The sequence below is a fragment of the Pseudomonas koreensis genome (genome assembly GCF_012986595.1).
GTDB lineage: Bacteria > Pseudomonadota > Gammaproteobacteria > Pseudomonadales > Pseudomonadaceae > Aquipseudomonas > Aquipseudomonas koreensis.
The window spans coordinates 1-12,142 of the sequence record NZ_JAAQYM010000007.1; the positions used below are offsets into that span (position 1 = coordinate 1).

Sequence of the window (12,142 nt, forward strand, 5' to 3'; positions counted from 1 at the left end):
GCTTGATTGGATCCGGCGTCAAAAACCGCCCAGTGCCCGGATTGTAGTAGCGGTGCCGGTTGTAATGTAACCCCGTCTCGGCATCGAAGTACTGACCTTGGAAGCGCAGCGGATTATCAATCTCGCTAACGTCCAGCGCGGCGAGGTTACCGTAGGCGCGGTACTTTGACGACCACATGATCTCGCCACTGTAGTCGGTGAGTTCCTGCGGTGTACCGAGGTGGTCGAGTTGGTAGTAGAACGGAGTCGCCTTTAGAGGACCTTCGCCATCAAGCATTGCCAGCGGTCGGAAGCTGCCCGGTTCGTAGATATAGCTTCGGTAGCGATTTTCAGCGCTTTCGGCAATCAGGCGTTCGCCTTGCCACAGAAATTCAGTGGTGTGGCCGTCGACGGTTTTTTCTATACGTCGACCGAAGACATCGTACTTGTAGGTTGCAATGCTGCCGCCCGGCAGGCTGACGCTGATGAGGCGGTGCTGGCAGTCGTAGCGATATTCGGTGACGAGTTTCTGACCGGCACCACGGCGTTCGCGGATCAGATTGCCATAGGCATCGTAGTCGTAGTGGCGGTCGCCCTGCATCAGCAGGCGGTTGCCTTTGACGTTGGCAAGGTTCGCTGTGCCTTCGTTGTTTTGATCCAGCAGGTTACCGGCCGGATCATGGACGAAGCTTTCCGGTGTGGCGCCGCGCACGCTGATCAGACGGTCGAGCGGGTCGTAGTGGTAGCTTCGGTTGCCTTTGCGGCTGTCGTCGATACCGGCGAGATTGCCGTTAGCGTCGTAGTTGTAGCGACGCTGAAACAGGTTCTTGTCTCGCTGGCCGACGGTGTGGGCTTGCAGGCGGCCTTGTTCATCGTATTGGTATTGGCTGAGCAGCAGACCTTGTTGGCGCTGTTGTTCGCGACCGGCGCTGAACTGGTAAGCGGTCAGACGTGAGCCGTTGAGGTCGATGCCGCTCAGGCGTCCGCCGGACAGGTGACGGTAGTCGAGCTTGCTGCCATCCGGGAGGCGACATTGGCTCAATTGGCCGACGCTGTCGTATTCATCCAGAAGGAACGAAAAGAAACGTGGTCTGCTCCCGACCATTGCCTACTCTGTTAACTGAGATTGGCGTCTAGAAAATAAACTGCATTTTTGAGACTGATAGTGATATTAAAGATTGTTTATTATTTCAGGTATTTCGGTGTGTGTAACTTTTCTGATTTCCAGATTTTCAAATATCGGTGTAATTTTTTTTAGGTTTTCTGCTGGCGTAATAAGCTGTAAGGTTGAATGAGTGTCGCTTTCTAAAAAACGAGCGATAAGTGTTTCTCTGTCAAAGTTCATAAATTTTAAAATGCTTCTTGAAGTGACAGCTTTGTCGTCTTTGCTTAGTTGTTCCAAAAGTAAAAGTAAGTCTGGGGTGTTTTTTTTTAGGATTAGAAAAGTATTTCTGTATTGTGTTAGTTCGTCAGGTTTGAATCTGTTTTCATGGGTGTCCGTTGGGTTCAGGTAAGAATATATTTTTGTTTCTGCATTTTTCTTGAGTATTCCATTGGCGCCTAAAGTCGATTCAATATCCTTTCGTAGACGAATTTCTTGGATCTTTTGATTCTCCAGCGAGTAGCCAATAGTCCGCCACTTTATTGTTGTAGGCCATTCCAGCGAGAGAGAACGGCTGATTTTTATCCAAGTTGACCATATGTCCTGCAAAGACGCCGAGATAATTGTGAAACTCACAAAGTCAGGAGATGGCGCGAACTCGGGTTGCTCGCATAGCTTAATTCCTGGATCGTAAATGTAAAATGTTCTCATGATTATTCTTTCTTAAAGTATGTATGTGAATTTTCACCCTCTTTTAGGGATCCCTTAGTACCAGTAGTTTTTGTTACCTCTGTGTTGAAATGAGGTCCCTCGTTTCCTTTTACGTGCCCTAATTAATGCTCTCTGATCGTCACAATCTGACCATCGTTTAAACGAAATTCATACACGCGACTCATAACACGGCCGGGTTGGTCAGTAAGTACTTCTTTATATGACCTGGATGGCTGCTGCGAGAGTGGAACTCCTCCGACCCTTTTAGCCTCCCTGAAAGCTGTCCTTCTGGTACATCGCCTAGCTAGCGGCTCAAATCGGTCGCTCTACGGTGCTCATATAAACTGAAGGGCTGCAAAGCAATGGGTATTTTGTTTTGAACTCTAATAGAGAGTTTTCATTTTCTGCGCGGATTAAAAAATACTCGTCAATTTTCTCTACTTTCATAGTGAGATTCTCTTGAGTAGGTATATTTTTTAAGATTAATTCTTTGACTCCGTTGCAGCTTAATCCAATGCGGCAAGTGTTGAATCCCATCTTTACCCACTTTTCAGGTGCGGAGTCGGGGATTTCTGGGATATCGAATTCGAAGGTTATGTTAGGTGTGTTGTTGTCGACAGTTATTTGGAATAAGCTTATCGTGCTGATTTTAATAGGTTTGGTGAATGTTCTATTGAATAGGCTGTTGCCATCAAATTCATTCCAAGTTTTCATTTTTTCGCTTTCAGCTTAAGTGGTAGCTTCTAAGTATATGCTATCCGGGAAAGGTTTATTTTCAATGCCTTTTGGGCCATCTGCGGAAAAATAAATTTGTCCTATTTGATTGATGCGCCCGAGTTCGTCTCGTTCGGCGGTGACTCGGCTATACGGGTTATAGATGAACGCGCGAGTAGCGCCGCCGGGCAGGGTGACTTGGGTCAGGCGATCAGCGGCGTCCCATTGATATTGAGTAATCGCGCCAAATTCGTTTTGCCGGATGATCTGTCCGGCCAAGACATCTTAGCGGTATCTGCGTTGACCATCGTCCGGCAGACGCTCTTCCTGCAGTTGACCAAGGTTGTTCCAGCAAGATGGCTTCAGGAAAGGCGCGTTTAAAAATCGACACGGATCCACCCACCCCGTAGGGTTAGGCACGTACTGGTAGTTGTTCAATCCGCCCGCAAGCTTGATCGAAACTTTAAGCGTCAGGCGGGCGCGGATTGCATCTATATAAGCAAGATCCGTTGAGATTTATATGTTTGAAAACTAAGTTAGGGTTTCCAAAATTTAATCCCTTCCATGTGGCGCTCAATGTCATCCATATCATCATCTCCAAGTGTCGAATCAAAATTCTTGCTTATGATTTTTCTTACTTTGGCAAGGCGTTGGATTACTCCTTCGTTATCAATGAAATCAGTGGTGGCTTTTTGGTAGTCTTCGATTGGTTTGTCGGAGTAATAGCTGCCCATCTTGTGCAGTGAAATTAATATGAACTCGATATCTGCAAGGACTTCGAGAGCATCTTCTCCATTAAGTACTATTTTTATATTGGTTTCTAACATTTTTTCCACCGATTAAATGTGGGGTTTTCAAGCGTCATATTTCCTTTCGTCGTAAGATTTATTGCGCCGTATCTACAGTTATTTACCTATTCAGATTGGATGGCAGAAGAGGGGTTGAAAAAAAAGGGGGTAGATTTATTTTTAGTGTCTTTTGTGTATTGTGAAAAGTAAATTTCCCCCCTCTTGCTTTATTAGCTTTGGCTGTATTGGTGGGTGCTGAGTTTTAAATGTTTGTATTTCACGATTCGATCATGAATGATTCAATTTTTTTAATGAATTCAATTTTGCTTTTGGTTCTGAATTCACCAAGAAAAACTTCGGAGTTTTTAACCGGTTTTCCTTTTTGGTCATAATCGATTTTCAGGAAATCAATTACAAACTCTCCGTTGGGGTCGCCCTCTGGTTCTACTCTAGAATCAAAGCAGTGCCCGCTACTACGCCGCACCCCACCTAATAGTACTGAGCAGGTGAACCAGTCGCTGGTTTCTGGTGTTAATTCCACTTCAAAAAGGTTGTTGATTGTTACTGTCCAACCGCTTGGGACTCGAATTGGTTGAAGTTCATATTTGAGTTTTGGTCTCATTTTACATTGCCCATGTATTTTTTAACTTGCTCGGGTGAGGCCGGGAAACTGTGTATGACAGGTTCGCCAGCTTTTGAAAGTTCAATCCTAACCCAGTTTGTTAGTTCGCCATTATTGTATCCAACGGGGGTTTCTGATCTATAAAACATATATCTTGAACCCCCATGATCAAACACGTTTCCATCGCGTACCGCTGAATAGGCCGCTTGCTTCTCAAAACCGCTGACGTTATTCGCGATATCCGGTAAATAAGAGGCTTCTGGTTTTCCGTCACGACTCCCTTGACCAAGGCTGAGCGATTTCGCTTGTTCTGCCGACTGCGCATTTGTGTGCTTTGTGGCATGCCTACCTTCTGGGCGTTTTGCATCATAGACATCTGTTCTTAGGTCTTTACGTGTTTGGTAGTCGCTTGTATCAACCTTCTTGGGGCAATTAGTGCTATTTAGCCCCAATGGATCTACCCACCCTGTCGGGTTAGGCACGTACTGGTAGCTATTCAAACCGCCCGCAAGCTTGATCGGATCCGGCGTTAAAAACCGCCCAGTACTCGGATTGTAGTAGCGGTGCCGGTTGTAATGTAACCCTGTCTCGGCATCGAAATACTGACCCTGGAAGCGCAGCGGATTATCAATCTCGCTGACGTCCAGCGCAGCGAGGTTACCGTAGGCGCGGTACTTCGCGGACCACATGATCTCGCCACTGTAGTCGGTGAGTTCCTGCGGTGTGCCCAGATGATCGAGCTGGTAGTAAAACGGCGTGGCTTTGCGCGGGCCTTCGCCATCGAGCATCGCCAATGGACGGAAGCTGCCGGGCTCATAGATGTAGCTGCGGTAGCGGTTGTCGGCGCTTTCAGCGATCAGTCGTTCGCCTTGCCACAGGAACTCCGTGGTCTGGCCGTCGGCGGTTTTTTCGATGCGTCGGCCGAAAGCGTCGTATTTGTAGGACGCGGTGCTGCCACCCGGCAGGCTGACGCCGATGAGACGGTGCTGGCAGTCGTATCTGTATTCGGTGACGAGTTTCTGGCCGGTGCCGCGACGTTCGCGGATCAGGTTGCCGTAGGCATCGTAGTCGTAGTGGCGGTCGCCTTGCATCAGCAGACGGTTGCCTTTGACGTTGGCGAGGTTGGCCGTGCCTTCGTTGTTCTGACCCAGCAGGTTACCCGCCGGATCGTGGGCGAAGCTTTCCGGTGTCGTGCCGCGTACGCTGACCAAGCGATCGAGCGGGTCGTAGTGGTAGCTTCGGTTGCCTTTGCGGCTGTCGTCGATACCGGCGAGATTGCCGTTAGCGTCGTAGTTGTAGCGACGCTGAAACAGGTTTTTGTCTCGCTGGCCGACGGTGTGGGCTTGCAGGCGGCCTTGTTCATCGTATTGGTATTGGCTGAGCAACAAGCCTTGCTGGCGCTGTTGTTCGCGACCGGCGCTGAACTGGTGAGCGGTCAGACGTGAGCCGTTGAGGTCGATGCTGCTCAGGCGTCCGCCGGACAGGTGACGGTAGTCGAGTTTGCTGCCATCCGGGAGGCGGCAGTGGCTAAGCTGGCCAACGCTGTCGTACTCGTAGCGCAGGGTTCCCCAGCCTTGGTGTTCCTCGATGAGGCGGTCTTGCAGGTCGTACTTGTAGGCGAGCGGCCAATGGCCGTCGTCGACGTTTACCAGGCGACCGAGGGCGTCGTAGCGGTAGTGAATTTCTTCGCCATCGGCGAGGGTTTTTACCAGCAGACGGCCAGCGGTATCGCGCTGGTATTCGGTAACAAGTTCGCTGCCGTCATCGCCGAATTCGGTTTTCTTCAGCAACTGGCCGTTGAGGTCGTATTCGTAGGCCGTGCGACGACCGTCGAAGCCGGTTTCCTGTTGGATCAGGCCGTTCGAGTAGTAGTCGAGCTGGTAATGCTCGCCGCGCTCGTTTTCGATGTCAGTGAGCAACAGACGCGAGTTGTCGTAGCGGTAGCGCAGTTGGCTGCCGTCCGGATTGATACGGCGGCTGACCAGGTGCAGGTTGTCGGCGTATTCGTAGCGGGTTATACGGCCGAGTTCGTCGCGTTCGGCGGTGACGTTGCCATAGGCGTTGTAGGTGAAGGCACGTGTTGCGCCGCCCGGCAGCGTGACTTGTGCCAGACGGTTGGCCGCATCCCACTGGTATTGGGTGATGGCGCCGGACTCTTCCTGGCGGGTGATCTGACGACCCAGTGCGTCGTAGCGATACTTGCGTTGACCTCCGTCCGGCAGGCGCTCTTCCAGTAACTGCCCGAGGTTGTTCCAGCCGAGTTGATGGCGGCTGCCGTCGGAGTGGCGGATCTCCAGCAGGCGACCCTGGGCGTCGTAGCTGTATAGCGTGGCATTGCCGTCCGGGTCGATTTGCTGGGTGATGTCGCCCTGACGGTTGCGTTGATACTTCCAACTGGCTTTGCCGCGATGAACATCGCTGACGAAACCATTGATGTATTCATACGTGGTGGCTTCGTCTTCCGGCGGGATGACGGCAATCATCAGTCCGTTGTCGTCGTATCGGTATTCGGTAACGGCCCCCAACGGATCCTTTTCTGCGATCAATTGGCCTTTGTCGTTGTACGCCTTGAGATGTTCGGCGCCGTCTGGATCGATCTTGCTGATCAGCCGTGCATGGTCGTCGTGGGTGTAGACCTCTTCGCTGCCATCGGCGTTGGTTACCGTTACGCTGCCTTTATCGTCCCAGGCGTAATGCGCTTCCATCTGCGAGAAATTGGCCCAGTGACGGATGCAGCGAGACAGTTTGCCTTCGTTCTCCCACTCCCAGTAGAAGGCCGCGCCACCTGCCAGTTGCCGCTCCAGAATCACATGCTGATCGTTGTAGCGATAACGTTCGGCTTCGCCGGCTGCGTTCTTCGCTTCGATCAGACGGTGTTGTGCGTCATAGTTGTACGTCACCAGCGTTTGAACGGTGTTCCAGGCATCTTCCAGGTTGTCCGCTGGCAGGAACTGTTGATAGTCCACAGCGATAATGTGTTTGCGGTCGTAACGCAGCAGCAGTGCGCGACCGGCACCGTTATCGAGGCGCTTGATTCGACCATGAATATCGCGCGTAACGTGCAGTCGATTGCCATAGCTGTCGCTGATGGCAATCAGGGTGGCGCCTTTGCTGTTGAAGCGGAAGTGGTAGAACGATGGGCGTTTGCCTGCCTGCGCCAGAACCAGTTCTGACGGATCGTCTCCGAGAAATATCGCGGCCTTCGACAGGCTGTTGGTAATTGCCGGACGTTGTTCGCTTGGGAGGGGGAAGGGCGTTGCGCGGTTTTCGTGGTCGGTCCAGATGACTTCGTCGCCATTGACCTCGATGCGATGCGCCAGAGCATGACTCCAGCCATAGCCCAGACCACAGTCGATTTCCACCGCACTGGTTCGGTAGAGGCGTGTCCATTCAAACGGCAGCAGGCCGTCAAGTTGGCCGTCGGTCAGCGTCAACAGCTCTTCACCGGTCACCATCGAAACCGGGCAACCGTTGGTACAGGTATCGGCGGCGGGCTCTGCGCTTTTATCGGCGTGAGTCTTCGCCTGTTTGGACGCATCGTCGGCTATTTTGCCATCCGCGAGTTTTGCGTTTTTCTTCCCGTCAAAACGCAACTCCGAAATACCGTTTCTAACCTTCGCCGCCATACCTCGTGCCGCAACAGCGGTGTACTTCGCGACGTACTCCATAAAGCCATTGATGATCTTGAACAGCGACTTCACGAAACCGATGACTGCGTTGATGACCAACTCACCGTACTTCTTCAGTCGGGCGGCGAGGTAGATAACCCCGGTGCCTTCGGCCGCGATGGTCAGTACCACACCAATCACGATGTCGATCGCGATGCCGACGACCATTGCCGTGGTCGCTTTCGCTATGTCGCCAGCCATCTTCATTGGCGGCAAGCCTGCCAACCAGATCACTGCACTGCGTACCAGCAAAAACAATGCGGCTTCGTCACTGGCCAGCAACATGGCCTTTTTCATGATGTCCGGCGAGCTTTTGGCAACCTTGATCAGCTCGTCTGCTCCGGTGCCGAGATCTTTCGCAAACTTTCCCGGATCCTGCAGAATATCGAGCACCTGATTGATGCCATCCCACACGCCCTTGATGGCCTCCCAGCCACCTTCAAGAATGCCGGTGCCAATGGCCATCGCGGTGCCCGAGGTGGAAAGGTTCGACCATTGTGGCTTGAACCCTGCCCACTCTTTACGCAGGAAACCTTCGAGGTCTGCGGTCACGCCACTGTATGCGCTGAAGAGGGTGTCAATCTGCGCTGGCGTCACTTCGTTGTGAACGCGGATCTGGTAATACTTGCCGGGGATACCTCCGGTCCACGCCGCCTTGCCTTGAGCGTCGAGTTTGACTTTGCTGATTGCACCGCCTTCCACGGCGACGATTTCAACTTCGATATCACCGACAGGGATGTCGTAGACCGACTCGAATTTACTTTCGATCAGCAGCGGGCCCTGGAGCGGACACTGAGCCACGTTCGAGGAGAAATCACCGTCGGTCATGCTCACCGATTTACTGGTGTCGCCAACCTTGATCACACGCTCCATGCCTAGCAGTGAGGGCAGGTCTGCGGCTCGACTGGCCTTGTCGGCGGCTCTCGCGTACCAGGTTTTGGTTTGTTCCTGATACAACTTCAGACTGTCCTTGAAGGTGTTCAGTTGGTTGTCAACAAAGGCAACGCGATCCATCAGCCTTGCTCCAGAATCAGGTGGTTTAACAGTGCTTCTTTAAGGTTTTTCGGCGCATCCGGGCGGCGCACGAAACGGCTGACTTTCAGCTTCAGGTTGTTCTCTGGCCAAGCGCTGTATATGTCCGGACGTTCTTCTTCGAGCCATTGCAGGAGATTGCCAATCAGTGTTGAAGGGTTTTCCTTGGTCAAACTGTCCAGCAACGGCTTCGGCACTTCCCACCACGGCCAATCCCGCACCTTCGGCAGCACCCGTGTCCCAACCTCCAGCGTTTGCCCGTTAATCAGATACCGCTCAAACACCGGCAGTACTTCCCCAGCCTTCTCCCCAAGCCCCTTCAAAATCGGGTAGATGTGCCGCCCATCCCAGAAGCGGAAAAACACCTCCGTCCCGTCAGGCATCTTCACCTGCGTCAGGCTACGCAGGTGCTCGAACACGTCGTTCGGTTCGGCGCGTGAGACGGCCAGCCAGCCCCAGTCGAGGGCGTCGGTTTCGGCGATCCAGGGCAGAAATGCCGAGTTCGGTTTGAGTTCGGTGACGTAGGGCATCACCGGTTGCCAGGTGGAGTAGGGCGTGCCGCCCCAGATCGGCAGGAGCTGGGCGGTGGGTTCGGTCAGGTACAGGGTTTTCAGCGCGTCGGCATCGCTCGCTGCGCTGATGATCAGATACAGGCGCTCGCCAGTTTGCAGCGGCTGTTGTGCCAGCCAGTCCTTGGGTGTCAGTCGATCAGATGGCACAGGCACCTGCCTTGCATTTTTCGCATTCTTCGCAGAACGGCGCATTACGTTTGAGGGTGTTGATCTGGGCCGGGGTCAGGACCTGGCCGGCCTTGTCGGCGTCGGCCTGTTTCAGGATGCCTGGCATCAGCGGGGCGGCGCCGGTGCCGCTGCCGGGGCTGCCGCCGGAGTTCATGTTGATCACCGGGCCGCTCATGGTCACGCCGCCGGCGTCGATCTTGATGAAGCTGCCGCCACCGACCAGCGTCAGTTCGGCGCCGGCTTCCATCACGACTTTCATGCCGCTGCTCAGGTGGATTTCCTGGCCGGCGTCGATGAATTGGCCGGTGCCGATCTTGATGTGCTGGTTCACGCCCACGGTCAGGTGGTCGTTGGCGCGGGCCTCGACTTTGCGGTCGGCGTAGACGGTGTGGTGTTCTTCGGCCTTGAACTCGGTGTAGCTGTTCTGCTCGACGGTGTCGTGGCGTTCGTTGCCGACGCGGATTTTCTGGTCGTGCTCGATGTTTTCGTCCCAGTCGCGCTGGGCGTGCAGGTAGATCTGCTCCTGACCTTTTTTGTCTTCAATGCGCAGTTCGTTGTAACCGCCGCCACCCATCGAGCTCAGGGTCTTGAAGGTGCTGCGGGTCTTGTTCGCCGGCAGCGCGTAGGGGACGGTGTTTTCCTTGTGGTACAGGCAGCCGCTGATCAGCGGTTGATCGGGGTCGCCTTCAAGGAAGGTGACCAGCACTTCCATGCCGATGCGCGGGATGGCGATGCCGCCGTACTGGGCGCCGGCCCAGGCGCTGGAGACACGCAGCCAGCAACTGGTCTTGTCGTCAGCCTGGCCTTCGCGGTCCCAGTGGAATTGCACTTTGACCCGGCCGTACTGGTCGCAATGGATCTCTTCGCCTTTGGGGCCGGTCACCACGGCGCTCTGACTGCCGAGGATGCGCGGTTTCGGGTGGCGCAGCGGTGGACGGTTCGGCACGTCCCACGGGGTCGCCTGAAAACGGTTGCGGTAGCCCTGATGGAAATCGTCTTTCAGCGCGGTGGTGTCGCTGGTCACCGATTCTTCCAGCACTTGCGGCTGCTTGCCTTCGTGCAGGACTTCGGTCAGCAGCCACAGGTCGTTCCACTTGGCCTTCGGGTGCTCGGTCAGGGCCAGGAAATGGCCGCTGACCAGCAGCGGCTGGTCGCTCTTGCCTTCGGCGAGCTGGAAGTCGCTGCGGTGGCGTTCGAGGGCGCGTTTGGCCAGGTGCTTGCCGCGCTCGCGGTCGATGAAACGGCCCGGGTAGTCGTAGTCTTCGAGGTCGGGCAGGGCGTCGCCACGGTTTTCGCTTTCCAGGGTCAGGCGCGGTTTTTCGAAGTCGTAGTCGCGGCGCGTGGTGCGGCTGGTGCGGGTTTCCAGGCGCAGGTCGAAGCGCTTGATCACCGGGTTGCTGGCGACCATGCCAGAGTCTTGCTGGTAGGCCACCGGCTTGAGTTTCGGGAACACCGTCTGGTCATCGCCGAACACCAGCTTGTGCGCCGTGGCGCTGTGCTGGAAGTGGTAGTGGATACCTTCTTCCTCGCACAGGCGCTGGATGAAATGCAGGTCCGATTCATCGTATTGCACGCAGTAGATGCGCTCGGGATAGATCGACCCGGTCTTGAATTCGTAGGCGTTGCTCTGGATGCCGTGCTCTTCGAGGACCATGCCGATGATTTTCGGCACCGTGAGGTTCTGGAAGATGCGTTGGTTGACGCGGTGTGCCAGGTACGACAATTGCGGGCGCAGGGTCACCGAATAACGGGTCAGGCGTTTGCCCGAGTCACCTTGCGCGGCGCGATAGATCTGGCCGTGGATGCCGCTGCCATCGGGCGACAGCTGCAGGAAGGCCGGTTTGTGCAGCAGGGTTTCGAGGTCCAGCGACGGCTGCTCACTGACCAGCTCCACCTCAAACACAAAAGGCTGGCTGATGGCTTCCCGGCCGGTCAGGGTGAATACCTGAAAATCGGCGGAGAGCCCTTCGATGGTCAGGGCAAAGTGGGTTTCATTGGCCGGCGCGAACATCCCTTGTTCCTCGTGCTGTACAGCGGCGTTCGTCGACTACCGCCAGGCGGATCAACGCACGCGAAATTCTGGAGGGGCGTAAACAACATCGACCAGCAGGGCTGGTCGATGCTTGTAACGATCAGCCGTAATTAAACGACTGGAGCACGCCAGTCATCGGAACCCGAAGTACCGGATACTTCGTGGGTCCAGGTGATTTTGCGGTAGGTGAACTGCACTTCCTCCAGGTGGGTGAAGTGCGAGTTGCCTGGATCCTGGCAGTTGTGCATTTTGTTGTTGATGGCGACGATGATCGCGTCTTCCAGTTTGGTGGTGTAGTAGTGCTCTTGAGTACCTTGAGCAGAAGTACGGTACCACTGGATAACGATTTCGCTCATGCGCTCGCCGGAGGTCAGAGCGGCTTGCAGCAGAGGCGAAGCCTTGTCGTAGACCTTGGTGATGATCACTGGCTTGTGAACGCGCTGACCGGTTGGCTGACCGGATTGTGGGTCACGCGGGATGATCACGTCGTGGCTGAAAGCCTGAACCATGACCTGGTCTTCGTGGCCTTCCTGGTAGGTGTTGCCAACGGAGTCGGCGGTGAAGGCGCCGGCAGTGATCAGGCCTTGTTTTTCGCCGGTAACCGACATGTACGCTGGTGTTGCCATGGGGTGCTCTCCTTGCGGATAAATTTAGGGTGCCCGGGAGGCGGAATCGCCCGGTGGGTGCCTGACTGTTATCAAGGAGCGTGCCAGGTTTGTTGAAGGTCCCGGGAGCCGGGGGTGGAACGGCTCTG

8 protein-coding genes and 2 pseudogenes are annotated in these 12,142 nt (G+C 54.5%); all 10 read right to left on the reverse strand.

Going from position 1 to position 12,142, the window contains the following annotated elements:
• Positions 1-1,042: pseudogene (locus tag HBN98_RS21055) on the reverse strand (RHS repeat domain-containing protein); the annotation flags it as partial.
• Between the two features lie 108 nt (positions 1,043-1,150).
• Complete coding sequence (locus tag HBN98_RS21060; protein ID WP_151101599.1) at positions 1,151-1,792, reverse strand: hypothetical protein; 642 nt, start codon at positions 1,790-1,792, stop codon at positions 1,151-1,153.
• Positions 1,793-2,104: 312 nt separating this feature from the next.
• Positions 2,105-2,506 (reverse strand): Imm50 family immunity protein, encoded by a 402-nt coding sequence (locus tag HBN98_RS21065; protein ID WP_083368673.1) that lies wholly within the window; start codon positions 2,504-2,506, stop codon positions 2,105-2,107.
• Positions 2,507-2,613: 107 nt separating this feature from the next.
• A pseudogene (locus HBN98_RS21070) lies at positions 2,614-2,857 on the reverse strand (RHS repeat domain-containing protein); the annotation flags it as partial.
• 185 nt (positions 2,858-3,042) lie between these two features.
• Entirely contained in the window at positions 3,043-3,333 is a 291-nt protein-coding gene (locus HBN98_RS21075) for a hypothetical protein (RefSeq protein WP_083369428.1), read from the reverse strand.
• Between the two features lie 238 nt (positions 3,334-3,571).
• On the reverse strand, positions 3,572-3,916 hold the full coding sequence (locus HBN98_RS21080; protein WP_146188728.1) for a hypothetical protein: 345 nt from the start codon (positions 3,914-3,916) through the stop codon (positions 3,572-3,574).
• Positions 3,913-8,598, reverse strand: coding sequence for an RHS repeat-associated core domain-containing protein (locus tag HBN98_RS21085; protein ID WP_229755016.1), 4,686 nt, complete (start codon positions 8,596-8,598; stop codon positions 3,913-3,915). Before HBN98_RS21085 ends, HBN98_RS21080 begins: the two co-directional genes overlap by 4 nt.
• Positions 8,598-9,335, reverse strand: a complete 738-nt coding sequence (locus tag HBN98_RS21090; RefSeq protein ID WP_083368675.1) for a DUF4123 domain-containing protein — start codon at positions 9,333-9,335, stop codon at positions 8,598-8,600. The genes HBN98_RS21085 and HBN98_RS21090 overlap by 1 nt, the downstream gene beginning before the upstream one ends.
• The gene (locus tag HBN98_RS21095; RefSeq protein WP_083368676.1) at positions 9,325-11,367 is read right to left on the reverse strand and encodes a type VI secretion system Vgr family protein; all 2,043 of its coding nucleotides are present in this window, start codon (positions 11,365-11,367) and stop codon (positions 9,325-9,327) included. The genes HBN98_RS21090 and HBN98_RS21095 overlap by 11 nt, the downstream gene beginning before the upstream one ends.
• Positions 11,368-11,498: 131 nt before the next feature.
• Positions 11,499-12,014, reverse strand: a complete 516-nt coding sequence (locus tag HBN98_RS21100) for an Hcp family type VI secretion system effector (protein WP_003226246.1) — start codon at positions 12,012-12,014, stop codon at positions 11,499-11,501.
• Positions 12,015-12,142: the final 128 nt, after the last annotated feature.

What these genes read in the sequence shown, in the direction of transcription:
- HBN98_RS21095 (WP_083368676.1), bottom strand. Translation starts at nt 11,367, where the DNA reads ATGTTCGCGCCGGCCAATGAAACCCACTTTGCCCTGACCATCGAAGGG.
- HBN98_RS21075 (WP_083369428.1), bottom strand. Translation starts at nt 3,333, where the DNA reads ATGTTAGAAACCAATATAAAAATAGTACTTAATGGAGAAGATGCTCTC.
- HBN98_RS21065 (WP_083368673.1), bottom strand. Translation starts at nt 2,506, where the DNA reads ATGAAAACTTGGAATGAATTTGATGGCAACAGCCTATTCAATAGAACA.
- HBN98_RS21100 (WP_003226246.1), bottom strand. Translation starts at nt 12,014, where the DNA reads ATGGCAACACCAGCGTACATGTCGGTTACCGGCGAAAAACAAGGCCTG.
- HBN98_RS21080 (WP_146188728.1), bottom strand. Translation starts at nt 3,916, where the DNA reads ATGAGACCAAAACTCAAATATGAACTTCAACCAATTCGAGTCCCAAGC.
- HBN98_RS21085 (WP_229755016.1), bottom strand. Translation starts at nt 8,598, where the DNA reads ATGGATCGCGTTGCCTTTGTTGACAACCAACTGAACACCTTCAAGGAC.
- HBN98_RS21060 (WP_151101599.1), bottom strand. Translation starts at nt 1,792, where the DNA reads ATGAGAACATTTTACATTTACGATCCAGGAATTAAGCTATGCGAGCAA.